The sequence below is a fragment of the Crocosphaera sp. Alani8 genome (assembly GCF_038442745.1).
Lineage (GTDB): Bacteria > Cyanobacteriota > Cyanobacteriia > Cyanobacteriales > Microcystaceae > Crocosphaera.
Map to the genome: position 1 here is coordinate 1 of NZ_JARVCN010000460.1, position 25,327 is coordinate 25,327.

Below are 25,327 nucleotides of genomic sequence, written 5' to 3' on the forward strand. Positions count from 1 at the left end.
TTGGCTCTTTTCGTCATCTGGTAAGGCTTTCAGGTATTCGTGTCCCCACGCCAGGATGCCTACACAGCTAGATTACAATTACCTAGTCGTTCCTGGCGACTGTATCGCACTGGAGCTATTGGTAAGTTGAGATTTCAAGCAGAACAGCTACAACAATCAGGAATTCCTTGTTTCACTGCACTGGTTACCCGTGTTAATACCTTAAAAGTGTACAATGTGCTTTACATTGAGTCAGTTGAGCCGAAAGTTACTATTGTTTATGAACCAAAAAAAGGACAACGGGACATCCTAGAGTTTGCATGGACAGAAGTAGGACAACGAGTAGATGGTTTACTGCCTATTTTTGAAGAATGTGTCGATGTTGGTTTGAGGGGACAGTTAAAAAGAAGCGTGAAAACTCTAGATTATGGCAACATCTGCGATTTACATCTTCCTGAAAAGGAGACTATTATTCGTTTGTGTGATCAACAATATCGGTTCTTAGAAGGGAATCCTTTTTCAGAAAAACAAAAAGCTCAGGATGGTCAAGCAACTATGAAACAAAGTTGGCAACACATTATGGCTTTTGTTACTGAGAAAACCCCTAACCTTCCTACTTATTCAGAGTTTACTCCCTTTGGAGAATCAGCTATTGATTTTCAGGAGTTACTGAAACTCATTAACCCGCGTATAGATTTACTACGCCGAGAGGAAACCCCTTGGGATGCCGCTTTCCACTTATACAGTAGTTTGGCTTTTACGAAAACATTTCCTTGAGGATTCAAGTATGGTCAATCTTTAGACTTTAGACTACTACCTTAATTTGGCACAAGAAAAGGGTTAACCGAAGACTGGTCAACCCCTAAGCTTGGGAACGCGCGCTAAATCTTAGCTGTGAAGAACTAAATTGATATTAGCTTTGCCTAAGTTACGCTGCTTAACTTCTGCTAAGGTCTTGTTAACAGCGTACTTTTGGTTGATGGAGTTGATTAACTCAGTTTGGTTGTGCTTCTTAGCAACACCCCAAAGGTCAGCAATCAAGTCGAAGCTACCATCGCTATTGCGAGACCAGCCGAGATCGTATTCGCCATCGAGAACAGCCACGATATCAGAACGAACACGCTGACCATTGTAACCTCTTACATCAGCATCGGTCTTCACAAAAATACCGAGATCACGTAAAGAAGCTTGTAAGATTTCAGCATCTGTAATTTTGGTGCGCAGAGTGCTAAAGTGAGACATTTTCGATTTCCTCCAGTAGAACAGAAGTTAACAACAACAATTTAGGGTTTGTGTGCCGTCTAATTACGACGACTTTTGATAAACTGCTAGCTTTTGACTAGCCTTTACACCTGTTGGGAGCAGATGAAAGCTTGTTAGAATTCCAATCGCTGGTATTCAGCGACTGAAGCTGAAGCAGGTCTGGCTCTTTGCCTTGCCCAGTCCCTCAGGGCAGTTACCTGTTCAGTCATGGTGCGAGATAGGGGCAGTGTGGACTTAATGGTGGCTATGATGTCAAGCTGCGTAAACTCCCTATCCTGAGCAAACGCTTCATACATAGCAGCAATAATTGCCTGCTCTATCTCTGCACCTGAAAATCCGTCGGATACCTTAGACAGTTGCTCGATATTGAAGCGAGAAATATCTGAGCGACGCTTACTAAGATGAATATTGAAAATTGCTTGACGCTCTTCCAAACTTGGCAAATCTACAAAAAATATTTCGTCAAATCTTCCTTTCCGCAAAAACTCCCCAGGTAGCCTCTCCACTCGGTTCGCTGTGGCCATGACAAAGACTGATGATGTTTTTTCCTGCATCCAGGTCAGAAAAGAACCAAAAATACGACTAGAAGTTCCTCCATCTGAATCTGCTGATCCTGCGCTCCCGGCAAAGGCTTTATCTAGTTCGTCTATAAAAAGTATGGCAGGAGAAATAGATTCAGCTGTTTTCAGAGCATTTCTCAGGTTAGCCTCCGAGCGACCCACAGCAGAGTCATATACTCGACCTAAGTCCAAACGTAGTAGGGGAAGACCCCACAATCTAGAGGTTGTCTTCGCAATTAAAGACTTTCCACATCCGGGAACACCCAAAATTAGCATCCCTTTGGGCTGGGGCAAACCATACTCTCTTGCTCTCTCAGTAAATGCACCAGAACGCTGCTTAAGCCACTTCTTAAGTTCTTCTAGGCCACCAACAGAATCGATAGTCTCGTCTTCCTCTATGTAATCAAGAACACCATTTCTACGTATCTGCTGCTTTTTTTCCGATAGGACAATACTGACCTCTTCATCTGTCAAGCGACCAGCCTTCACATAAGCTTTGCGATATACTTTTTCCGCTTCGTCCTTAGTAAGTCCCAACGTCGCTTTAAGAAGTTTCTCTCTAGCCTCAGTAGCAATACGATTACCTCTGTTCTTCTCTAGCTGTCTCGACAAAACTTGATTTAACTCACCTAAATCTGGGAATGGGAAGTCAAGAACAACAACATCTTTTTCCAGTTCTATGGGAATCTGTTGTAGGGGGGACAACAGTATAATGGTTTTTTCAGTTCCCCGCAAACTAATAATGGCATCTCGCAGAGAACGGGTGACATTAGCATCACTTATAAACGGGTGCAAATCTTTGAATATAAAAATTCCTGGTTCCTTCTCACGTATCACCCAACTGATCGCTGGCTCTGCGTGGACCGTGTTATGCTGGGTTGATCTTCCTGCCTGTCCATACTCGACCATGCCGTGGGTCACAGTCCAAGAGAATACACGTCGGCTCTTACTGTATTGTTGAGCAATGTTAGCAACTGCTTGCTCAGCCCTTTGTTCTTCTGATGTAACAAGATATATTAAAGGATATTGAGCCTGTATTAGTATGTTTAGCTCTTCTTTCATAGTATCGACCTGTAAGTAATGTTTGGACGGTTAAGCTACTTAGCAAGGTACTAAGGCTTCTTCCCCGGATGTTTGGGCATCGGTTGAAACACACTCCCCTACTTCTATAGTGAAGTCGTCAGTGAGAACACTAGGCTGATCCTTCAGTGAAACCATTTTTCCGTCTCGCATGATCATGGCAGCCTCGCACTCCGGACATACATGGACTTGGTGCTTTTTCCCGTGGGCAGCAGACTCAATCTCTTCCACCTTGTCTGGGTGTCTAAGGTAAAAGTCAACCGCCTTCTCAACTAATGCAGACATCGAATTGTGGTCGATAGCTGCTCTAATTTTGAGTTGCCTATGGACTCCAGGGGGGAGATACAGTGTGACTTTTTGCTTGTCTTGCATATCACTCTAGCTGAGTTTACCCGGGTATGTGTGATTATCCTAGCGAGCTTTTTTTGAGCTGTCAAGCTGTTATGCCAGCATGACGGCATTATTGTAATATTACTTAATATTTGAGGACTTAACAACCTGACGAACTCGATAAATGGGGCGTTTTTGTGATTCGTGATAGGTTCTCATGATTAATTCTGCTAGTAATCCAGAAATCAATAATTGGATGCCACTGAGGATGAGAAGCACGGCTAAGATGAGTAGGGGACGATGACCAATGCTCAATCCAACAATTAATTTGAGAAAGGTTAAATAAGTTCCGATCAACAGTCCTGTGATCAGTAAAATCAGTCCACCTAATCCAAAAATATGCATGGGACGAGTCAAAAATTTTTTTAAGAAGAAGATAGTCAGTAAGTCCATGACAACTCTAAAGGTTCGTCCCAAACCGTATTTACTTTCTCCAAAACGACGGGCATGATGACGAACGGGAATTTCTGTGATTTTTGCCCCTTCGATATAAGCAAGGGCCGGTAAAAAACGATGCAACTCTCCATAGAGATTCATGTCTGAAATCACTTCTCTACGATAAGCTTTTAAGGAACATCCATAGTCGTGTAATTTAACCCCTGTAACCCGACCAATGATCCAATTGGCAATTTTAGACGGTAAAAGCCTTGTTAAACGATCATCCTGGCGATTTTTCCGCCAACCACTTACCAAATCGTAACCTTCTTCCACTTTAGCCACTAATTCAGGAATATCAGCCGGGTCATTTTGTAAATCGCCATCTAAGGTAATCATGATTTTTCCTTTTGCATATTCAAATCCTGCGGCCATGGCTGGAGTTTGACCGTAGTTGCGGCGAAAAATAATAGCAACTAAATCATGGCGATTTTTAGCGAGGTCTTGTAACAACTCAGCAGAGCCATCTCGAGAACCATCATCGACGCAAATGGTTTCGTATGGTAATTGATTTTTTTCCAAGACATCGGCAATGGTTTTAATTAAGACTGATAAACTTTCGACTTCATTAAAAATAGGAACAATCACAGAAAGATAAACTTCTTTATAACTGTGATTATCTTTCTTAGTTATTAATGTTGATGTTTGACTCATTATTTTTATGGGTTTTTATTAACAATTTTGCTGACAATGTAACATAAAATGGAGAGAAAAATGAGTCAAGAACAAAAGTTAATGTTTGTTATATCTAGTAACAGAACCCTGCCGTTAGCGACGGGGTCTAAGTTAAACTTCTCTATTTAGGTTTATGAAAGATATTAAATCCAGTTAAAGTCTTGTTCGAGGTAATCACTAAGAGATTCATTATAAGGCTTGAAAAATTCTGATAACTCCTGGTTTATTTTTGAATCTAATTTGAGATAATTACCACCATTATATACAGGGTAATCACCTTTATAGTCTGGCAAATCTAAAAAATTGAATACTTTTTGCATAGTTTTTTCAGGCTTCTCAAACAGATCTTCACTTTTGAGAATGAGAATTTGCTTGCGCGAGAATGTATCTATCCATCGCTTGATTGAGCTAACATAAATTCCCCCCGATAAATAGAAGTGTCCTGTAGGTTCTATCTTATTAAAAGGCTCATCGGGTGATTGCTTGATTCTCAGGATTTCCAGTTCCCGTTTTACCTCTTTGATAAAGGCTGGTGTTAGTTCAGATTTTTTCATACCCTTTTTCTGCATTTTCATACTAAAGTGTGAATATGCTCTGGTGACTGGATTTCTGAGTAATGCTATCAATTTTACTTGAGGCATTGTTGACTTGATCCAATTTGGTGCATTTTTACTATGAATATATCCGGGAGTTCCTTCACCTGTTAATTTATTACTTCTGGTAATAAAGTTACTCAGTGGAAAATGACTTTTATACCAATAGATTGAATGATTAGGATATTTTCCATTTAAAAAGTAACCGGGTTCTTTAACTGTGGAAGGAATTACTTTTGGGTGGTTATTTATATATTTATGTAGAGATGTTGTCCCACCTTTAGCAACACCTATAATCAAGAAATCTGGTAGTTTCCGTATAGGACTTGTTAGGATTCGATATGCCTTTGATAAGTCTTTTTTTTTCATGTTGCTCTTCTCCATTTCGATGATCAATCTGGTGACTATTATTACTTATTTCCCTGATTTAAACAAAATTTTAAATTAGTGCTTTTTTGAAACTTAGAGGAAATAAGCGTTGTCTGAAGCAATAAAACATCCCGTGAATGTGTAGATGCCTGATTCCAACACTTTCCTAACATTTTTGAGCAGTGATACATAAACCAATATTTTTGATAAGCTTTGAGATAGTTAACATCTTAATCAGTCAATTATTGACTTGCTTTGAAATTAAGTGCTAAGATGGGAAAGGTCGTGGAAAGTTGGAGTTTAGGTTCATCTTTTCTCGAAGAGGTGAAAATAAAGCTGAAAAAAGTGTAAAAAAAGAGACTATCACTATCATAGTATTCTGAACGCACTTTATGTACGCTCGAGAACAAAAAAACTTGTTCAATGTTCAAAATGCTTATTACCTAACAATCAAGTTCTGTGGATGAAGAGGTTGAAGTGTTATAACCGTAAAAATAATAGGCAAACTTTAGTCCGCTTGATTGTCCTGGTTAGTGCAGGTATTGAATAATAAACCCTTCTAGGGTTGTGCAAGTTTTACGAATATACCTTATGTGTAAATCAATGTAGATTCCTGTGGAGAGGTGGCAGAGTGGTTGAATGCGGCAGTCTCGAAAACTGCTTTGTCGCAAGGCAACGAGGGTTCGAATCCCTCCCTCTCCGTTTCCATACTAGAAGTAGAGTTGAAAAATATCCACTCTCCTGTCAATATAAAACATCAGTGTCCAGGAGCCAAGGATTTTTTAGTTCCTTCGCCGTTGACACTTTCTCCAGGATATAAAGGTTGTTGATCAAGACTTCCTAAACGGTTAAATGGCCAAAAACGAACAAAGGCTTTACCAATAATCTTGTCCTTGGGAACGAAACCCCAGTAATGAGAATCGTAGCTATTGTTTCGATTGTCTCCTAATACTAAATATTCGCCTTCCGGAACTACAACCGGTCCATAATCGTAGTTAGGATCTTCTGCGATATATTTTTCGGTAATTTCCTCACCGTTAACATAAACCTTACCTTCTCTTACCTGAACAGTCTCTCCTGGTAATCCAATAATACGCTTAATAAAAGCATCATTAAAGTCCTGCGCTTTGAGTGCTTCTGTAGGATTAAAAACCACCACATCTCCCCTGACAGGCTCCCTAAAATGATAACTTAGCTTCTCTATAATCAGGCGATCGTTAATTTCTAGGGTTGGTTCCATAGAGGAGGAAGGAATGTAACGAGCTTCAGCGACAAAAGTACGGATACCGAAGGCAAGAATAACAGCTGTGACAACCGTTTGGGTTAGTTCTACCCAAGGATTTTCCTTCTTAGAAGACTGAGAATGCTTATTTTTATCTTGTTTTGCGCTTCGAGTCATAGGATATAAATATTTTAGGAGTTAAGCGAATCGATATTTTGAGAGCGTAAGGTAACGAATATTTGATTTTATTTTAGCTAAACTTAAGTCAGTGAGACAATTGAAAGTGTGGTTGATCACATTTTAGGAGGTTTTTACTTCAATGGCACCACTTCTCATTCGTAGTCCTCGCATTCTCCTACCTGATGGGGAATTTCTACTAGGAGATATCCTAATCCAACAAGGTAAGATTGTCCAGATTGCTCCAGAAATTACTCCATCTGGGAATCATACTATCATAGACGCTGAAGGATTAACTTTGTTACCAGGAGTAATCGATCCTCAAGTACATTTTCGAGAACCGGGTTTAGAGTACAAAGAAGACCTTTTCACGGCGAGTTGCGCTTGTGCTAGGGGGGGAGTTACTTCTTTTTTAGAAATGCCTAATACACGGCCTTTAACTATCACTCAGGCGGCTTTAGACCAAAAGTTAGAGTTAGCTTCTCAAAAGTGCTTGGTTAATTACGGATTTTTTATCGGAGCTACCCCTGAAAATTTACCCGATTTATTGACAGCTAATCCAGTTTGTGGAATTAAAATTTTTATGGGATCGTCTCATGGAGCTTTGTTGGTGTCTCAAGAAAAGGAAATTGAGCCTATTTTTGCTAAAGGCGATCGCTTAATCGCAGTTCATGCAGAAGATCAGGGCAGAATTTTACAACGTCGTCAAGAATTTAAAGGTATTAGTGAGCCGGCGATTCATTCTCAAATTCAAGATGAAACTGCCGCTTTGAATGCGACAAAATTAGCTCTAAAACTTTCTCAGAAATATCAAAGACGCTTACATATTTTGCATCTATCTACCGGTATTGAAGCTGAATTTTTAAGAGAAAATAAACCCAGTTGGGTGACAACCGAAGTAACGCCTCAGCATCTACTACTAAACACAGAAACCTATGAAAAAATCGGCACTCTAGCACAAATGAATCCCCCTTTAAGATCTCCAGACAATAATCATATTCTTTGGCGTGCTTTACTGGATGGGGTAATTGATTTTATTGCTACTGATCACGCCCCCCATACTTTAGAAGAAAAAGCCAAAGGCTATCCTAGTTCTCCTTCGGGAATGCCTGGGGTTGAAACTTCTTTACCTTTAATGCTCACCCAAGCTGTAGCAGGAAAATGTACAGTTTCTCAAGTTTCTTCTTGGATGTCTAATAAACCAGCAGAAGCTTATAAAATTCCCAACAAAGGTTTAATTAAACCTGGGTACGATGCTGATTTAGTTTTGGTCGATTTAGATAACTATCGTCCTGTATTAAGAGAAGAATTGCAAACAAAATGCGGCTGGAGTCCCTTTGAAGGATGGAGCTTAACAGGATGGCCTGTTTTTACTATTGTTGGGGGAAACATTGCCTACGAAAAAGGTAAATTAAACACACAAGTCAGAGGAAAAGCTCTACAATTCTCTGGTAATGTACAGTAGGCATTTTTTGGTATAACAAACAGCTATGGGCTTAGCTTTCTTCCTTGGATTAGAACATCTATTAAGCTAGTCCCAATGATCTACAATTTAGTTAGCTGACGCACTTGAACTGGGGTGCTAGGATTCGAACCTAGGAATGGCGAGACCAAAACCCGCTGCCTTACCGCTTGGCGACACCCCAATAATCTTACCCTTGTTATTATAACAGTGCTTACCGAAAGTTTGTCAAGTATTTCTTTAGAGAAGAGAAGCAGTAAGTAACAATTTGTTATGGGTGACAATCCAAAATCAACAATTTTGCTTAAAAACATACGGTATGTTTCAACACCATTCACACTATGGCACGAAGAGATAAGGTGAGCTATTACTTGTCCTTCTTTTAATTCTCGATCTCGGTATTATGATAAGATAGAAGACCCTAAAACTTGGGAGGAACACTATATTGTCCAAGCCAGTCAATGTCGCTATTTTAGGAGCAACTGGGGCCGTTGGCACTGAGTTACTCAAATTGTTAGAAAGCCGTAACTTTCCTGTCAAAAACCTCAAACTTTTAGCTTCTCCCCGTTCTGCTGGAACCACCTTCGAGTTCCAAGGAAAAAGCATACAAGTTGAGTCTGTAACAGAGAAGGCTTTTGAAGGCATTGATATTGTATTAGCATCAGCAGGAGGATCAACATCAAAAGCTTGGGCGCAAACTATAGTAGATTCTGGGGCAGTAATGGTAGATAATTCCAGTGCTTTCCGAATGAATCCAGAAGTTCCCCTCATTGTGCCAGAAATTAACCCAGAAACCGCAGCCGACCATCGGGGGATTATTGCTAATCCTAATTGTACTACCATACTTATGGCAGTAGGGATTTACCCTCTACACCAGTTTCAACCCATCGAAAGAATTGTAGTATCTACTTACCAATCTGCTAGTGGAGCCGGTGCCAGAGCAATGGAGGAAGTGAGAACTCAATCTGAGGCTATTTTAAAGGGGGAAAAGCCTAAAGCAGAAATTTTACCTTATCCCCTTGCTTTTAACCTTTTTACCCATAATTCTCCCTTAAAAGATACGGGATACTGCGAAGAGGAGATGAAAATGGTTAATGAAACTCGCAAAATATTTGCTGAACCCAACTTAAAAATAACAGCTACTTGTGTTAGGGTTCCTGTATTGCGGGCCCATTCAGAAGCCATTAACCTAGAATTTAAAGAGCCGTTCTCAGTAGAAAAAGCAAGGGAAATTATAGCTGAGTCCCCAGGAGTTCAACTACTAGAAGACTGGCAAAAAAACTATTTTCCTATGCCTATAGATGCTTCAGGAAAGGATGCAGTTTTAGTAGGAAGAATTCGTCAAGATATTTCCCATCCGAACGGTTTAGAATTATGGATTTGTGGAGATCAAATTCGTAAAGGTGCTGCCTTAAATGCCGTACAAATTGCTGAATTATTGCTGGAAAAGAGTTGCCTTAAGAAAAACAAATCCACCTTAAAGGTTTAAAAAGAATTATCTCAGTAAATCTACAGTAGAAATAACACAATAATAGACAAAAAAAGGAATGAGTGAGAGAAGTTTTGGCCAGGTGATTACCGCAATGGTGACACCGTTCGATCAAGAAGGAAATGTTAACTATGAAGTGGCAGAAAAATTGGCTGTTCATTTAGTTAATAATGGTAGCGATACACTTTTGCTTTCAGGGACAACAGGAGAGTCTCCGACCTTGAGTTGGTCAGAAAAAACCCAGTTATTTAAGACAGTAAAAAAAGCAGTAGGTAGTAAAACTAAAGTCATAGCGGGAACAGGAGGAAATTCAACTCAAAATGCTATCGAGATGACTAAATATATCGCAAAAATAGGTTTAGATGGTTCTTTGCAAGTGGTACCTTACTACAATAAACCACCCCAAGAAGGACTATATGAACATTTTAAAAAAATTGCTGAAACCGTAGGCGATTTTCCTATTATGTTGTATAATGTACCTGGGCGAACAGGGCAAAATATGTCTCCAGAAACTACAGCTAAGTTAGCAGAAATAACTAACATTATTGCTGTGAAAGAAGCAAGCGGGAACTTAGAGCAAGCCTGTAGGATTCGGAGAATGACTGACAGTTCTTTTCTAATCTACTCAGGAGACGATTTTTTGACATTGCCATTATTAACCGTAGGAGGTGCAGGGGTTGTTAGTGTTGCCAGTCACCTAGTAGGTTCGCAGATAAAGGAAATGATTAAAGCTTATGATAATCAGCAAGGAAATCTTGCAAGCGAGATTAATGTGAAACTTTTTCCCTTATTTAAAGTCTTATTTTCTACAACAAACCCAATACCTGTAAAAGCAGCTCTAAACCTACAGGGATGGGAAGTAGGTGGAGTGAGATTACCATTAGTAAATATTGATGAAACATTAAAAAAAGAGATTAAATTGATCTTAGAAGAACTATCATTACTAAAAAAACAGTAGAATAAATAGACTATAATGTGTGTATATCAAGAATTCCGTGAGTACAGCTATCACATAGTCAGCTAGTTGTTTTTAAGTATTTTTCATTAATATATTTAGTTTTTCAAAGTACAGAATCATCAACAAGCTATTTAATGACTTCAGGAGGAAAATGAGTCAAACCAAACAGCAGCCTAGCCTAAAAATTATTCCCTTGGGAGGACTTCATGAAATAGGGAAAAACACCTGTATATTAGAGTACAACGACGAAATTATTCTCATTGACGCAGGTATAGCCTTCCCCACCGAGGGAATGCACGGGGTAAATATTGTTCTCCCCGACATGACCTATCTAAGAAAAAATCGCCACAAAATAAAGGGAATGATTGCCACCCACGGTCATGAAGATCATATTGGAGGCATTCCCCACCATCTAAAACAGTTTGACATTCCCAAGATTTACGGACCAAAATTAGCCATAGCCTTAGTTAGAGACAAGTTAGATGAAGCTGGACTGAGCAATCGCACAAAGCTGCAAACTGTTGGCCCTCGGGAAATGGTAAGGATTAGCCCCTCATTTTTGGTGGAATTTATTCGCAACACCCATTCCATGGCCGATAGCTTTACCTTAGCTATTCACACCCCATTGGGTATTGTTATCCATACAGGAGACTTCAAAATTGATCATACCCCCGTGGATGGGGAATATTTCGACTTCCAGAAATTAGCCGAACACGGAGAAAAAGGCGTTCTCTGTTTGCTGAGTGATTCAACTAATGCTGAGGTTCCCGGAAGCACTGCTTCAGAAAGCTCGGTTTACCCGAACTTAGACCGCATTATTGCCCAAGCAGAAAAGCGGTTGATGATCACCACCTTCGCCTCTTCGGTACATCGGGTCAATATTATTTTACAACTAGCCCAAAAACATAAGCGAAAAGTAGCTGTGGTGGGACGTTCCATGTTAAACGTCATCGCCCACGCCCGAGAATTAGGCTATGTTAAATGTCCCGAGGATCTATTCATTTCCCTCAAAGCCGCTAACAGTCTCCCAGATGAGCAAGTTTTAATCTTGACTACTGGTTCACAAGGAGAACCCTTAGCTGCTTTAACCCGTATTTCCAGAGGAGCGCATCGTCATCTTAAGGTTCGTCCAGGGGATACCATTGTCTTTTCCGCTAACCCCATTCCAGGGAATACCATCGCCGTTGTTAATACAATTGACCGTCTGATGATGCAGGGGGCTAAGGTAATTTATGGTCGTAAACACGGAATTCATGTTTCTGGCCACGGTTGTCAAGAAGACCATAAGCTGATGTTAGCCTTGACAAGACCGAAATTTTTTGTTCCCGTTCACGGAGAACACCGAATGCTGGTTAAACACGCCGAGACAGCTTATAAGATGGGAGTTCCTGCCGACAATATCGTTATTGTGAAAAACGGGGACATCATAGAGGTTTCAGCAAACAAAATTGCCGTTGCAGGGGAAGTTCCATCGGGAATAGAATTAGTAGACCAAGCGGGTGTGGTTCATGATCACGTAATGCAAGATCGTCAACAACTGGCCGAAGATGGTGTTGTTACTGTTGCTGCCCCCATTAGTTGGGAAGGAAAACTCATTACTCCCCCCGAAGTTCATTTACGAGGTGTGGTGACAAAAGTAGAACAATCCTTGCTCAAACAACTAATTATTAGAGCGATCGAGAATATTCTAGAGAATCGTTGGGATGAATTTGCATCCAGCGATCGCACTCCAAGGGTAGACTGGTCTTATCTGCAAGAAGAAGTTGAAAACACCCTACAGAGATTAGTCAAACGGGAATTACGGAGTTATCCCTTAGTCATCTTTATGCTACAAACCCCAGACTATTCTGATCCTAATCCTGAACCCACCAGCAGCAATCGGAAAGTCTATCGTCGTCGTCGTCCTACCGCTTCTACTGCTTCTTAATACAGTTGTGTTGTGTACCTTTTTATGACAGTAGGAAAATTGGTTGAGACTTTTTAGACACAACTGGGAGTTTCTTGAACTTCACAAACATAACAAATAGTATGATAGGGGTCAAAGAGTTTTGACCCCATATTTTTATCTAGCAGTTCCCATACTTCCAAGTACAATTATTATCGTATGTTGACAATTGTGAATTTAAAGACCAATTACAAGTAGGATGTTATATTTGTCCAGAAAAATTTTAAGATCAGAAGGAATAATAAACATATTGCCATAAATATAGATAAGAAAAGCTAATGATTGAAAAATGGAAATCTCTTCTTAACCAGTTAGAAATCATAGAAACTCCTTATGGTTCAGAATTCTGGAGTCAAGATGGACTTGAGGCATTTGAAAATGAAATACGCATATTTTTCCCAATAGGATATAAGGAGTTTTGCCAAGTGTTCGGTACAGGATGCTTTGGCGATTTTATCACTATTTTTTGCCCCAATCTTAAGTTTTCTAATGGTTGTTTAGAAGCAATAAAAGAGGAAATAATTAGATTTCCAGATCCACAACATGAAAAAATGATGGATAGAGAATCACTGATTGATTTGCTCGATTCTGCCTTTGTGTTTGGCAGAGAACCCAGCGCTATTTCTATTTTTTGGGATTTAAGATCCTATAACAAATTAGATAAAAGCTATGATATTTACTGGGCAAATAGTGATTGCTTCAGTGGAGACATTTATAAGATCGGTCGAGACTTTTATGAATTTGTTAGTGAATTTTGTCTAGGAACAAAATCTTATGAAGTTCTTCCAAAAAAAGAATGGCGTTCTCAAGAATCATTGCAAAAAACTTTTACTCGTGTACGATCTAATTGGGATTTGTTAGAAATCATAGAAATGCCTTAACATGAAAACAAGTTAAAAGTTCCTATTAACAATAGGAAATTACCAGAGGAATAATTGGACGGTTAATATGTCCCAGGAAAAGTTACAAGGAGAAGCATTATTGCAAATGCTCAAAAAGCTGTCGTTAGCTTATGTGCCTCGCACTCAAATTGCAATACAATGCGGTTATTCTACTTCAACAACGACAGAAGATGGACAACCATCCATAAAAGCTGATTTAGAAGCATTTTATAATGCAGTTCTAGAAGCTAAGGGTATATCGAAGGACAATTAGGCGTTTATTTTCAAACACTTAACCCCTAGTCGTTTCGTGTCCTCGCTCACTTTTTCTTACTTTTATATAATGCAAAACTTCTACAATGTTACTCAATTTCTGGCGATGTTTAAATAAATTTTAGACAATGTTTCAACAGAAATTCTGTGTAGAAACAACTTCACTTAGATGTAGAGATTCTGATCACACAAATTGCCATTATCCGTGAGTATACTGAAACTGAAGAAAATAAAGTTTTGTAACTTGAGGGAAAATAAGAATGGCTAATAAACAACACTTAAATCTTTTGATGCAAGGAGTAGATACCTGGAATCAATGGCGAAAAAATAATCCTGAGATCATACCTGATCTTAGAAAGGCAAATTTAAGTCAGTTAAATTTGCGGGGTGCTAACCTTGATTATGCGGATCTTAAACAAAGTAAGCTATAGCGTTTCTCGGACTCATGAGGTACACCTAACTTCTGCCTCCTGCCCCCTGCCTTCTGCCTCAAAGAGATAACTTCTGTACCTCACAAGTATGGGAACTGCTATAGTTAATACCAATCTTAGCAATTGCTCTTTGAAAAATGCTAATTTAAGCTATGCTAACCTATCAGGAGTTATTTGTTTTAAGACTATGTTATCGGAAGCTAACTTAAGTCATGCCATTTTAATCAATTCAGATTTAAGTAGAGCTAATCTGGAAAAGGCTAACTTAGGTAAAGCTTATATTGTTGATAGTTACTTGGTAGATGCGAATCTCACTTCAGCTAATTTAGAGAAATGTGATTTTACAAGAAGTTATTTAGTAGGAAGCAATTTAATAGGAGCCAATTTAAGAACAGCTAACTTGAATAAAGCAGACCTGACAGCTAGTATATTTGATAATGATAAATTTTCTAATGTGTACAGGGAACAGAGAATATTGATTAATCAAGAACCGTCAAATGATCATCCTTCTATTAAAGTTGAAGAATTAGTCAGTACTTCTTCAGAAGAAAATTATTCAGCATCGTTAGAAAGCATTTGGAAAAGAACTGTATTAGAAAGTATTTATCAAACAGTTAATTAATTAGTAGTCAGGGAAATATCTTCTCTTTCCAAGACCGGTAATTTCAATAATATTCCCGCAATAAACCAATAATAAACAGCTACAGGATCGACGGCGAGAGGATAATAATAAGGATTATAACTAATCAATAAAATAAAAATCCATAGGCATAAACCAAGTCCACGCAAAGCAGGGTTTTTAAGGGAACGATAAGCTTTAAAAGTGATAATTGTTAAAGTTGTAACAACACTTAGGAACGCAATATATCCTAAAATTCCAATTTCGTATATCATCTGAACTGGAAAAGTTTCCACTAATCTAATGGAACCCAAACGACGAGCAGCACTTGCTGTTGTTCCTAACCCATTACCTAATAGACTGATGCGGTTTTTGGTTAACCATTGTATTTGATCAAGCATAAATTCTTGAGGAGGTGAGTATTGCCAGCGTTGGGTAAAATTGATAATTATTTCGTTAAACCAACTTATTTGTGTAGCAATTACTGTTGCTAAAATAAATATAATGCCTAGCTTAATGAATAAATTTTTATTTTTTTTCTGTGTCAAAATAAACAAGGTTAAATAAATAAAAGGTACTAATAATAAAGCTGCTCTTTGCCCTGAAATTAAAGTAGCAACTAAAACCAATATCATAGTAGTGAAACTGACACCTTTCCAGAGGCGAGAAGGTTCACTTAAACTAACACCATAAGTAATGAAGCTACTTGTAATCAAAAACCAAGCCCACTGCCAAGGTGCAACAAAAGTTCCTGGTAATCTGATCAAATTTCTTCCAGGGTTAAATAGTAAGGAACCTCCTACAAAACATTGAGCGCGTAAACTAGCAGAAGTATTAGATGGTGCCGGTAAATCCACGCTTCCTGGACAGATCCCATTAACTAATAACAAATATTGAATCAGACATAAGATACAAGCAATGAAAATTAAAATCAATAAGATTCTATTAAATAGAAGTAGTGTTTTTTGACTATTAAAACAGTAGTAAGCACAGAAAATTAATGGAATGTAACCTAACCAAACTTTTAACCCAACAACACCCATTAAGGTAACTTTATCTTGAGTATTACTGAAATCTTCAGGTAAGTTAACTAAAAAGAAAGTGAACAAACAACTAATAACAAAAACAGCAATTAAAATAAGTAATATTTTAAATTTTAAAGGACGTTTTTGCCAGATTCTATAATTAATAGCAATCCCAACTAGTGCAGGTAGATAAAAGGCATCTTTAGCTAAATGAAATAAGGAATAGAGGCCTGTATAGCGAATCCCTCTACCAAATGTTTGAAAAACCCCTGCTATAGCATAGGTGATAGTTCCACCCAACGGTAAATAAATCAAAAAAGCTAATAAACCCCATCGAGGAAACAAGTAAGACAATACGGTACAAGGAACTAATAATGTTCCCAGAACAGCGAGGTTAGTTCCTCCTATTAATAGACAAAGAGAACCGATAAAAACTGTAGTAAATAAGACACTGATAACCAAAATTGTCTGTTTTTCCTGTTGCATTTTTTAAACTGTTGATGAATCTTAAATCTGAGTCTATGGTAATTAAATTCCTTGACCTTTTTCGTTGAATTCTATTACAGTTTTTTTTGATAATTCATGAGTGGTCATAGCAGTTAAAATATCCAATGGAACTGTTAAATGGTGCGCTCCTGCTTGTAAAGAGTCGGCAGCTTCTTGGGGTGACTTTAAACTAGCCGCTAGGATTTCTGTCTCACTCCCTTCTAATACTTTCGCCATTTCCTTAACCAAGGCTAAACCATCTCCTAATAATCTAGTGGCACGATTGACATAAGCAATGGCATATTTAGCTCCTGCTTCTTTAGCAATAGCAGCTTGTGCGCTACTGTAAATGGCGGTAACAGCGCAAGAAATCTGAGGAGATAGGGTTGCTGTTACTTGAAACCCGATGGTTGTGGCCGGAATTTTTAGGACAGTTTTTTCCCCAATTAATTGATAGGCTTTTTTTCCTTCTGCTATCATATCTTCAGCTTTTGTTGCTGTTAGTTGATAGTAGAGTTCCCCTGGGCTTAAATTAGCTAATTCCTGTAAAGTTTTTTCTGGGTATAAGTCGCTTTTTGCTAATAATATGGGGTTTGTGGTGATACCTTTTACCCATCCGTATTGTGTGGCTATCTTTGCCTCACTGATGATGGCAGAGTCTAAATAAATCATGATATTTAAAAAGTTAACTTCTTTGTGGTGAAGTCTTGATGCAGACTGTCTATTACTTCATTCTGTTTCATCTTAGCTCAGACATCTAGCAATCAGGAATGATTTATGAGATATGTTTTTTCCCAGTTATAAGTTGCCATTGCTCACTGTTGACTTTTCCATGTTCCCTTGTACCTCAGACTTAAATTCTCACAAGTGATACCAAATCCGGTTCTAAAACCCATCTTATCTTCTAGAAGAGGCAGGAGGCAGGGGGCAGGAGGCAGAAGGGTTTTCAGCTTTTAGGCTGTAAATTTTAAAAGGGGGTATATAAAGCGGATTTGGTATGATTACTGGTTGCTATAGTTAAATGTTAGCTCCAATTTATGTTTTTACTGTTTACTAAATAAGCTAACTAGGTTAAGAATTAATAATTAATTGTGCCTGTTCATTAAAACAACGACGATAAACCCCTTCTGTTACCAAAATAGACGTTACAATATTGGTTAGCATAATCATAAATAAAATCAAAATCTGATACGAAGCCGCATTCAAAGGGTTGTTTCCTGCCAAAACTTGACCAGTAAACATTCCAGGTAAGCTAACCATACCCACAACCATCATTTGATTTAAAGTAGGAATTAAACTAACTCGAATGGCATCTTTTCGATAGCTGGTGATCGCCTCTTTAGGTGTTGCTCCTAGACACAAATAGGTTTCTACTTCACGCTGGTTATGAGAAATAGCCGTAATAAGACGTTCCCCAGACAAAGACGCACTATTCATCGCATTTCCGAGTATCATTCCCGTTAAGGGGATTAAATATTGGGGAGAATACCATGTTTCGGGTTGGATAATCAAAACCAGGGCGTAACTTAGGGTTAAACCGTTACTGACTAGCAACGACAGCCAAACCAGAGGGAAAAAACCTTTTTCTTTATGAGGAATACGGTTACTGGTGACTTGGGCTGCAATGGTCAACATTACCCCTAAAATGAGTAACACAGGGATAGGATGGTTTAGCTCAAAAATGGCAGCAATAACGTAACCTACTACCAAGAGTTGAAGCAGCGATCGCCCTGTGGCTAATAAAAGTTGTCCTTCTAAACCTAACCTTTGCCAGTTGGACAAAACTACTGCAATAGCCATGATTCCCAAAGACCAGGCTAAATCTAGTAAATCTAGTTCTATTGCACTACCCAATGGATAATTCTCCCCACTTGATGATTAATTATGCTCCAAAGTACGGAGGCTCATTGCCTGCTTTCCATTTGATGTTACAACCAATGCTAGGCTTTTGCTGAGTATCGATCGTTCTATCTCGTAAAACCCCTTCTATGGCTGCTTTTAAGTCTTTTCCGGTAACAGGAACATCGTTTCCAGGGCGACTATCATCAAATTGTCCCCGATAGACTAAATTATTATCGGAATTGAATAAGAAGAAATCAGGGGTACAAGCGGCGGTATAAGTTTTAGCTATTTCTTGAGTTTCATCGTAACAAAAAGGAAAATTAAACCCTAACTTTTCTGCCATGTCTTTCATTTTGTCGGGGGCATCATTAGGATGAGTGATAATATCATTAGAACTAATGGCTACAACGCCTAAACCTGCATCTACATATTCTTTTCCTATTGCAGCTAAAGCGTCTTGAAGATGCTTAACAAAAGGACAGTGAACACAGATAAACATTACTAATAAAGCTTTTTTATCGGCAAAGGTGCTTAGAGAAATCTTGTTACCTGATACCACATCTTCTAGGGAAAAATCTGGGGCTTTTGTTCCCAAAGGCAGCATAGTAGAAAGGGTTTTAACCATGAAAGTAACTCCTAGTAAATTACGGATAATTGTAGGACAACCATTGACTGCGACTGTAAATACTTGTAATTATACCTGTTTTAGCTATAGTTGTTTTAACAGTCCATCAACTTTTTCAATTCCTTCTTCATTATTGTATTCTTGATAAAGTTTTTTTGCGTAGTTTAACGCTTTTTTTGCTTCTTTATCTCGGTTTCTTTCTTTAAAAGCTACCCCTAAATAAAAGTAAGGTTCAGGATTTTGGGGAATAACTTCGATTAAGTCTTTGTAAGTTATAATTGCCCCTAAGTAATCTTTTTGGGCTAATTGAATTCTGCCAACTCCTGCATAAGCTTCTGGGAGTTTTCTATTAAAAAAGGACACACGGCGATAGATTGTGAGTGCTTCATCCAGGTTATCTTGGGCTTCATAAACACGAGCAATTTTTAACTGAATTTTAGTGCTTCTCGAGTCAAGTCTGGATGCTCGTTTTAACTGTTCTTTCCCTAATTCTAGCTGCCCTTGTTGTAAATAAGCAGTGGCAAGTAATAATCTTAAATCCACATCACCAGGAAACCTCTGAACCGCATTTGTTAAATATTGTAGAGCTTCATTTAACTGTTGTTGTTGTAGTAGAGACGATCCCATAATTGCAAATGCTTCGGGGTTATTAGGTTCAAGAGCAATTACTCTTTTATAGGCTTCTGCCGCCCCTTCGTAGTCTTTTTGACGGAGTAAAACCACTCCTAAACCGATATAACTTTTGACAAATTGAGGGTTTAATTGAATAGCATAATAATAAGCAGAAGCCGCATTATTATTATCTCCGACGTTAGCTAAACTATCTCCCAAAGCGTAATAAAAATTTGGGTTACTCGAATCAAGAGAAAGAGCTTGTTGGTAATATTTTACTGCTGCTTGATAATTGCCCTGTTGACTGTGTAAATAAGCAATACCTGAAAATATTTTAGCGTTATCATTATCTAATCTAGCTGCTTGTTGATAGGTTGCGATCGCTTGTTGATAGTTACCTTTATCGACATAAGCTCTCCCTCGACGTAATAATTCATCTAATTGTTCCTTAGCAGAAGTTTGTGAAATAATTAAAGGAAAATCAACAGAGGCTAAAACGGGGGGTATGCTATTGGTTAAAATGAGGGTTGTAAGAACAGAGAAAGTTAGTTTATAAACCATAATTTTTGTAAAAGGATAATAAAAAAAGGCTTGAACGATCAAACCTTGAAACATTATAAACATAAAGACCCTATCTTTAACGATGGGGTGGGATTAAATACCTCGCTTGACAGCAACTTCTGCTTGCTTAAATTCTTGTTTTAGGCGTTTTTTCAACTTTTCAGGTATGGGACGACTACCATAAGAAGTATAGTACCCAGCAAGGGAATTTAAGGCTGTTTGCATGGTGGTGAAGGAACGAAGTCCCCCAGATTCCCCGTTGCGTCGGTAACGAGAAATATAATCATTAATTTGTTCTTTAGCGAGGGATTGAATTTCTTGTTTGTTGTCAGCATCATCGGGTAAATCAATCGCTGTGCTTAGAGTTTCAATAACTGTTAGGGTATCTTGACTATAATCGCCAGAAAGTCCTGCAGAGTCGTTTCCACAACCCGTTAAGGCAACAACAGCGACCAAAACCAATGCTAGAAGACGAGATAAGGCGGATTTGAAAAACATAAGTTGTTAATACAATTACATAATTCTAGATTTTCCCTATCCTATCCTAGAAAGGGTAATTCGGTGAAGCCCTGGTTAAACTGAGTTCAGTGTTAGGAGTTAGTAGTTCACAGTTCCGAGTTGAATCTTTTTCAACAAGAGAATGCGCGTTACATACTCTTAACTTTGACCAGTTTTCTATAAACTTCCTTATATCGAACTCATGTCTAGTTATTAATCAGTAGTTAGCTATGGGTGATTAGTTTAATTCACTCTTGACTGTATCATCGGATTTCCATGTTAGATCTTCTGGGAATTTAGGAATAGATTGAAGAAGATTTTTAGTATAGTCTTCTTGAGGGTTATTAATAATTTTTTCTGTATCTCCTATTTCAACAATTTGACCTTGATTCATCACCATAATGCGATCGCTCATAAATCTAACCACACTTAAATCGTGGGAGATAAAAATACAGGTCAGTTTTAGCTTTTCCTGTAGATCTTTTAATAGGTTTAAAACTTGTGCTTGTACGGACACATCTAGTGCAGAAACTGACTCATCACAAATCAAAAAACGGGGATTCAAAGCTAAAGCGCGAGCAATACAAACCCTTTGTCTTTGTCCTCCAGAAAATTCGTGAGGATAGCGATTATAGCTACTATTCGAGTCTAAGCCAACTAATGTTAATAATGCATGGACAATTTCTTTTCTTTTTTTACTATTAGGTTGATTTTTATGAATAATCATGGGTTCAGCAATTGCTTCTCCTACTGTTAATCTGGGGTTGAGAGAATTGTAAGGATTTTGAAAAACAATTTGCATATTTTTTCTCAGTTTCTGCAACCATTTGCTACTCATATATTTTTTAGAAATTTCATAAGTTTCAAAGGATATACTCCCCTGAGTTGCTATAATAAGTCTCAAAATTGTCCTTGCTAGGGTTGATTTTCCACAACCTGATTCTCCAACCAGACCTAATGTTTCCCCTGCGTAAACTTCAAAACCAACTTTATTAACTGCTTTAAATTTATTATTAGACAGTCCTAGAAAACCTGACTTTCCAAACTCAACTTCCAAGTTATCAACGGATAATAAAACTTTTTTTTCTTGTGCTTCTTGTTTCCTAGCTTCTATTTCATCGTGGGGAATAATTTGATAAACTAAATTGCTTTCTTGAGAAAAGTCAAGCCCTTCTTTATTGTCCAGAAAATCAGCAACAGTGGGTAACTTATCTACCTTAACGTGAAGAGGAGGACGACAGGCAAGTAGTCCCTTTGTATAACCATCTTTAGGATGACGTAAAATTTGTTCTTTTTTTCCTTCTTCTATTACTTTTCCATTTCGCATAACTAATATATTATCCGCTACTTCATTAATAACTCCTAAGTCATGGGAAATAAAAATCATAGCAATATTTTTATCTTCGCAAAGCCCTATTAATAACTCTAAAATACCTTTTTGAACCGTCACATCTAGAGCGGTTGTGGGTTCATCAGCAATTAAAATAGTAGGGTTACAAGATATAGCCATTGCAATCATGACCCTTTGTAATTGTCCCCCCGAGAGTTCGTGAGGATACCTTTTTAAATAGGCGGTTGCTTGTTTATCTGAGTAGGTTTGTTTAAGAACTTTAACACTTTTCAATAATTGAAGTGCTTCTCTGTTTGCTTGTTCTTGGGTTACATTCTGATGTAGTTTAATAGCTTCGTTTAATTGATAACCTATGGTATAAACAGGGTTAAAAGCACTCATCGGTTCTTGGAAAATCATGGCGATTTCCTTACCACGATATTTTGTCCATTTTGAAGATTCTAGGCGAGTGAGTTCTGTATATTCTTGCGGCGATTGGTAATATTTAATGCTACTTTCATAGCTAATTTTACCAGGATTTTGGATTAAACCCATAATAGCTAAAGAAGTCACCGACTTACCAGATCCTGACTCCCCAACGATTCCTAAAACTTCTCCTCTTTTAAGTTTAAAATTAACATTATCTACTGCAACTTTCTTTTTTTCTCCTTGTAAGGGAAACTGGATGTGGAGGTTAGAAACATCAAGAACAATATCACTCATAGTTCTCATAAAGGTACAAAATTAAACAGATTTTAACTGATTTTTTCTCATTTGACAAAGATTTTATTGTGCTTTTATACAGTAAGGCTCCTGTTAACTGATTAAAAGAATCTTACCCTTTCCATAAGGAACTTAAAGCCACATTATTCAAGAAGCGTGTCACAATATAAACAAATAATGAAAACAATATACGGAGAGGGATATGGTTGCAACTCCCATCAAAACTGAAAAACGTTTAACCATACAAACTGGTGATATTGCTGAAAATACTACCACTATTCGTTCCCTTGACTGGGATCGAGATCGCTTCGATATCGAGTTTGGCCTCCAAAATGGGACTACCTACAACTCCTATATCGTTCGTGGCGATAAAATTGCTCTAATAGACACTTCCCACGCCAAGTTTCGCCAATTATACATAGATACTATAACTGGACTTGTTGACCCCAAAACTATTGATTATTTGCTGGTTAGTCATACCGAACCAGATCATAGTGGTTTGGTTAAAGATATTCTAAAACTTGCTCCCCAAGCAACAGTTGTTGGTTCAAAGGTAGCAATTAACTTTTTGAAAAACTTTATCCACCAACCTTTCGAGTACATTGCGGTTAAAACCGGTGACAGCGTGGATCTAGGGAAAGGTCATGTTTTAGAATTTGTCAATGCGCCTAATCTACATTGGCCCGACACCATTTTAACCTACGACAAAGCTACCGAAATCTTATACACCTGCGATGTCTTCGGGATGCACTATTGTTCCGATAATCTCTATGATGAACACTTAGAAGATATCGCCCCAGACTATCATTTCTACTACGAATGTTTGATGGGTCCCAACGCGCGATCCGTACTTACAGCCTTGAAACGCATGGACAAATTAGGTAATTTTTCTATGGTGGCCAATGGTCACGGTCCGTTGTTACGATACAATGTTCACGAGTTAGTGGAACGCTATCGCACCTGGAGCGAAGAACAAAGCAAGGCAGATAAAAGCGTAGCAGTATTTTACGTTTCTGACTACGGATACAGCGATCGCCTTTCCCAAGCTATTGCCAAAGGTATTACCAAAACAGGGGTTGCTGTAGAAATGGTGGATCTTAAATCTGCCGATGTTCAAGATGTTCATGAGATCGTCAGTCGTTCTGCCGGTTTGGTAATTGGGATGCCCCCCCTAGAAGGTAATCATAGCAACGAAACTACTAGTAACATTGGAACAATTATTGCTGCCGCCAAAAATAAGCAATACATCGGGATGTTTGAATCCTATGGTGGCAACGACGAACCCATAGACCCTCTGCTAACCAAGTTTAGAGAAGCCGGTTTAAACAAAGGTTTTAACCCCATTCGGGTTAAGGATACTCCCACCGAAGCCATTTATCAACTCTGCGAAGAAGCAGGGGTGGATTTAGGACAAAGCTTGACCCTATCCAATAAGATGAAGCAACGGAAATCCCTCGATAATGACCTAGATAAAGCCATTGGTCGTATTAGTAGCGGTTTATATATCCTAACTGCTACCAAAGGAGAACTTAAGGGGGCAATGTTAGCCTCTTGGGTAACACAAGCGAGTTTTGAACCCCCAGGTTTCACCGTTGCAGTGGCAAAAGATCGGGCGATCGAATCTTTAATGCAGGTGGGAGATAGTTTTGTTTTAAACATCCTCGAAGAAGGAAACTATCAATCTTTGATGAAGCATTTTCTAAAAAGATTCCGCCCCGGTGCCGATCGATTTGAAGGGGTTAATGTTCAAACTGCTAACAATGGTTCTCCTATTTTAGTTGATGCTTTAGCTTATTTAGAATGCGAAGTTGTCACTCGCATGGAATGTAGCGATCATTGGATTGTTTATAGCAAAATCACCAACGGACGAGTTTCTAACCCCGATGCTTTAACAGCTGTTCATCGCCGAAAGGTTGGTAACTATTATTAAAGTTATCAGGTGGGCAATGCCCACCTTTTTTCTTGTATAAAGAAACCATCAATGTGAAATAAAACTAGATGTATTAACTCTACGATGGCATTTTTCGGTAACAACGACTGGTGATGTGATACGGATGAAAAACTTCTAAAAAATTCTTTTGAAGGGTTATAAAAAAATCATCAACAACATCAGGATCATCGATATGAAAAGGAAATTCTTGGTCAAATCCTTTGAAAAAATACCAATTAATAATTATTTTTCCTTGAGGACTAAGCATTTCTTTAAACAACAACAGTTGTTTACTAGGGACTAATAAATGTTCTAAGACATCAAAACAAATTATCGTATCGAATACTTCCTTGTCTTTCACTTCAGAACAGCAACGTACCTTATTCTTTAAACCTATTTGACTTACTCTATGATTAACAAAATCTAGGTTTCTAGAATTAATATCACAATAAGTAACTTTTTCTACTTGAGGTGATAATGCCGCTGCGATAGAGTGGGTACCAATTCCACCACCGAAATCTAAAACATTGCCTTGGCAATTATCTGCAATAAGACGTAAAGTATCAGCAATATAATCCGAACTACTCAAGTGCCAAGCAGTTAGCTCAAATAGGTGTAAATCTCCTACTTGTTCACGATAAAATGTTGTTGCTTCTTCCCAATCGAAACATTTTTTTCCTAATATTTCTAATTGTTTGTGACCTGTTTTAAGATAACTTTCTAAGGTTTCTTGATCAATTTTCAAAAATCCCTGTAGGTGCTTCTTTAAATCAAAAGCACTTTCCCAGTAGGACTTTAAAAAGGATGGTGTAGGGAATGAGGACATAGCAAATGGTTAATATTGCGGTAAGAGTGAATGAAATACCAGAAATTGCAGTAAATTAGAGTAAAACG

General features: G+C 38.2%; 24 protein-coding genes and 2 tRNA genes. 11 read left to right on the forward strand and 15 right to left on the reverse strand.

Annotated features, from left to right (window positions below; translation table 11 throughout):
- Window positions 1–39: 39 nt before the first annotated feature.
- Window positions 40–756 (forward strand): hypothetical protein, encoded by a 717-nt coding sequence (locus tag P9B04_RS22480; RefSeq protein WP_342057192.1) that lies wholly within the window; start codon window positions 40–42, stop codon window positions 754–756.
- A 111-nt stretch (window positions 757–867) separates the two neighbouring features.
- Here P9B04_RS22480 and P9B04_RS22485 read toward each other — a convergent pair whose 3' ends face one another.
- The 5 genes from P9B04_RS22485 to P9B04_RS22505 all read right to left on the reverse strand — a co-directional run bounded on the left by P9B04_RS22485 (window position 868) and on the right by P9B04_RS22505 (window position 5,344).
- Entirely contained in the window at window positions 868–1,221 is a 354-nt protein-coding gene (locus P9B04_RS22485) for a DUF1257 domain-containing protein (protein WP_342057193.1), read from the reverse strand.
- A 134-nt stretch (window positions 1,222–1,355) separates the two neighbouring features.
- Window positions 1,356–2,864: a stress-responsive protein Ycf46 gene (gene ycf46 / locus P9B04_RS22490; protein ID WP_342057194.1), complete on the reverse strand. Its 1,509-nt coding sequence runs from the start codon at window positions 2,862–2,864 to the stop codon at window positions 1,356–1,358.
- Window positions 2,865–2,903: 39 nt separating this feature from the next.
- A complete protein-coding gene (locus tag P9B04_RS22495; RefSeq protein ID WP_342057195.1) occupies window positions 2,904–3,254 on the reverse strand; it encodes a hypothetical protein in 351 nt (116 codons plus the stop codon).
- Window positions 3,255–3,353: 99 nt separating this feature from the next.
- Window positions 3,354–4,361: a glycosyltransferase family 2 protein gene (locus tag P9B04_RS22500; protein ID WP_342057196.1), complete on the reverse strand. Its 1,008-nt coding sequence runs from the start codon at window positions 4,359–4,361 to the stop codon at window positions 3,354–3,356.
- Window positions 4,362–4,525: 164 nt separating this feature from the next.
- The gene (locus P9B04_RS22505) at window positions 4,526–5,344 is read right to left on the reverse strand and encodes a sulfotransferase domain-containing protein (RefSeq protein WP_342057197.1); all 819 of its coding nucleotides are present in this window, start codon (window positions 5,342–5,344) and stop codon (window positions 4,526–4,528) included.
- Between the two features lie 617 nt (window positions 5,345–5,961).
- Between P9B04_RS22505 and P9B04_RS22510 the strand changes: the two genes are divergently transcribed.
- Window positions 5,962–6,046, forward strand: a tRNA-Ser gene (locus tag P9B04_RS22510).
- Between the two features lie 55 nt (window positions 6,047–6,101).
- Here the strand turns inward: P9B04_RS22510 and lepB are convergent.
- Entirely contained in the window at window positions 6,102–6,743 is a 642-nt protein-coding gene (gene lepB / locus P9B04_RS22515) for a signal peptidase I (RefSeq protein WP_342057198.1), read from the reverse strand.
- A gap of 142 nt (window positions 6,744–6,885) precedes the next feature.
- On the opposite strand from lepB, the gene P9B04_RS22520 reads away from it, so the two are divergent.
- Window positions 6,886–8,208, forward strand: coding sequence for a dihydroorotase (locus tag P9B04_RS22520; protein ID WP_342057199.1), 1,323 nt, complete (start codon window positions 6,886–6,888; stop codon window positions 8,206–8,208).
- Window positions 8,209–8,317: 109 nt separating this feature from the next.
- Here P9B04_RS22520 and P9B04_RS22525 read toward each other — a convergent pair.
- Window positions 8,318–8,389, reverse strand: a tRNA-Gln gene (locus tag P9B04_RS22525).
- 261 nt (window positions 8,390–8,650) lie between these two features.
- Here P9B04_RS22525 and P9B04_RS22530 point away from each other — a divergent pair.
- From P9B04_RS22530 to P9B04_RS22560, 7 genes are all read left to right on the forward strand, one after another.
- Window positions 8,651–9,694, forward strand: a complete 1,044-nt coding sequence (locus P9B04_RS22530; protein ID WP_342057200.1) for an aspartate-semialdehyde dehydrogenase — start codon at window positions 8,651–8,653, stop codon at window positions 9,692–9,694.
- 58 nt (window positions 9,695–9,752) lie between these two features.
- Window positions 9,753–10,652 carry a 4-hydroxy-tetrahydrodipicolinate synthase gene (dapA, locus tag P9B04_RS22535; RefSeq protein ID WP_342057201.1) on the forward strand — a complete coding sequence of 300 codons (900 nt, stop codon included), beginning with the start codon at window positions 9,753–9,755 and terminating at the stop codon, window positions 10,650–10,652.
- A gap of 151 nt (window positions 10,653–10,803) precedes the next feature.
- Window positions 10,804–12,579, forward strand: a complete 1,776-nt coding sequence (locus P9B04_RS22540; protein ID WP_342057202.1) for a ribonuclease J — start codon at window positions 10,804–10,806, stop codon at window positions 12,577–12,579.
- 296 nt (window positions 12,580–12,875) lie between these two features.
- Entirely contained in the window at window positions 12,876–13,478 is a 603-nt protein-coding gene (locus P9B04_RS22545) for a hypothetical protein (protein WP_342057203.1), read from the forward strand.
- Between the two features lie 67 nt (window positions 13,479–13,545).
- On the forward strand, window positions 13,546–13,752 hold the full coding sequence (locus P9B04_RS22550) for a hypothetical protein (protein WP_342057204.1): 207 nt from the start codon (window positions 13,546–13,548) through the stop codon (window positions 13,750–13,752).
- A 259-nt stretch (window positions 13,753–14,011) separates the two neighbouring features.
- Window positions 14,012–14,182 (forward strand): pentapeptide repeat-containing protein, encoded by a 171-nt coding sequence (locus P9B04_RS22555; RefSeq protein WP_342057205.1) that lies wholly within the window; start codon window positions 14,012–14,014, stop codon window positions 14,180–14,182.
- Between the two features lie 88 nt (window positions 14,183–14,270).
- A complete protein-coding gene (locus P9B04_RS22560; protein WP_342057206.1) occupies window positions 14,271–14,804 on the forward strand; it encodes a pentapeptide repeat-containing protein in 534 nt (177 codons plus the stop codon).
- On the opposite strand, the gene P9B04_RS22565 is transcribed toward P9B04_RS22560, so the two are convergent.
- The 7 genes from P9B04_RS22565 to P9B04_RS22595 all read right to left on the reverse strand — a co-directional run bounded on the left by P9B04_RS22565 (window position 14,801) and on the right by P9B04_RS22595 (window position 22,503).
- Window positions 14,801–16,312 carry a hypothetical protein gene (locus P9B04_RS22565; RefSeq protein ID WP_342057207.1) on the reverse strand — a complete coding sequence of 504 codons (1,512 nt, stop codon included), beginning with the start codon at window positions 16,310–16,312 and terminating at the stop codon, window positions 14,801–14,803. The genes P9B04_RS22560 and P9B04_RS22565 overlap by 4 nt on opposite strands.
- A gap of 42 nt (window positions 16,313–16,354) precedes the next feature.
- The gene (locus P9B04_RS22570; RefSeq protein WP_342057208.1) at window positions 16,355–16,984 is read right to left on the reverse strand and encodes a transaldolase family protein; all 630 of its coding nucleotides are present in this window, start codon (window positions 16,982–16,984) and stop codon (window positions 16,355–16,357) included.
- Window positions 16,985–17,383: 399 nt separating this feature from the next.
- Entirely contained in the window at window positions 17,384–18,166 is a 783-nt protein-coding gene (locus P9B04_RS22575; protein WP_342057209.1) for an ABC transporter permease, read from the reverse strand.
- A gap of 28 nt (window positions 18,167–18,194) precedes the next feature.
- A complete protein-coding gene (locus tag P9B04_RS22580) occupies window positions 18,195–18,779 on the reverse strand; it encodes a thioredoxin family protein (RefSeq protein WP_342057210.1) in 585 nt (194 codons plus the stop codon).
- A gap of 84 nt (window positions 18,780–18,863) precedes the next feature.
- Window positions 18,864–19,952, reverse strand: a complete 1,089-nt coding sequence (locus P9B04_RS22585; protein WP_446718036.1) for a tetratricopeptide repeat protein — start codon at window positions 19,950–19,952, stop codon at window positions 18,864–18,866.
- A gap of 93 nt (window positions 19,953–20,045) precedes the next feature.
- A complete protein-coding gene (psb27, locus tag P9B04_RS22590; RefSeq protein ID WP_342057211.1) occupies window positions 20,046–20,450 on the reverse strand; it encodes a photosystem II protein Psb27 in 405 nt (134 codons plus the stop codon).
- Window positions 20,451–20,688: 238 nt separating this feature from the next.
- Window positions 20,689–22,503, reverse strand: a complete 1,815-nt coding sequence (locus P9B04_RS22595) for an ABC transporter ATP-binding protein (RefSeq protein WP_342057212.1) — start codon at window positions 22,501–22,503, stop codon at window positions 20,689–20,691.
- A gap of 202 nt (window positions 22,504–22,705) precedes the next feature.
- On the opposite strand from P9B04_RS22595, the gene P9B04_RS22600 reads away from it, so the two are divergent.
- The gene (locus P9B04_RS22600; RefSeq protein ID WP_342057213.1) at window positions 22,706–24,433 is read left to right on the forward strand and encodes a diflavin flavoprotein; all 1,728 of its coding nucleotides are present in this window, start codon (window positions 22,706–22,708) and stop codon (window positions 24,431–24,433) included.
- 79 nt (window positions 24,434–24,512) lie between these two features.
- On the opposite strand, the gene P9B04_RS22605 is transcribed toward P9B04_RS22600, so the two are convergent.
- Window positions 24,513–25,178: a class I SAM-dependent methyltransferase gene (locus tag P9B04_RS22605; RefSeq protein WP_342057214.1), complete on the reverse strand. Its 666-nt coding sequence runs from the start codon at window positions 25,176–25,178 to the stop codon at window positions 24,513–24,515.
- Window positions 25,179–25,327 lie beyond the last annotated feature (149 nt).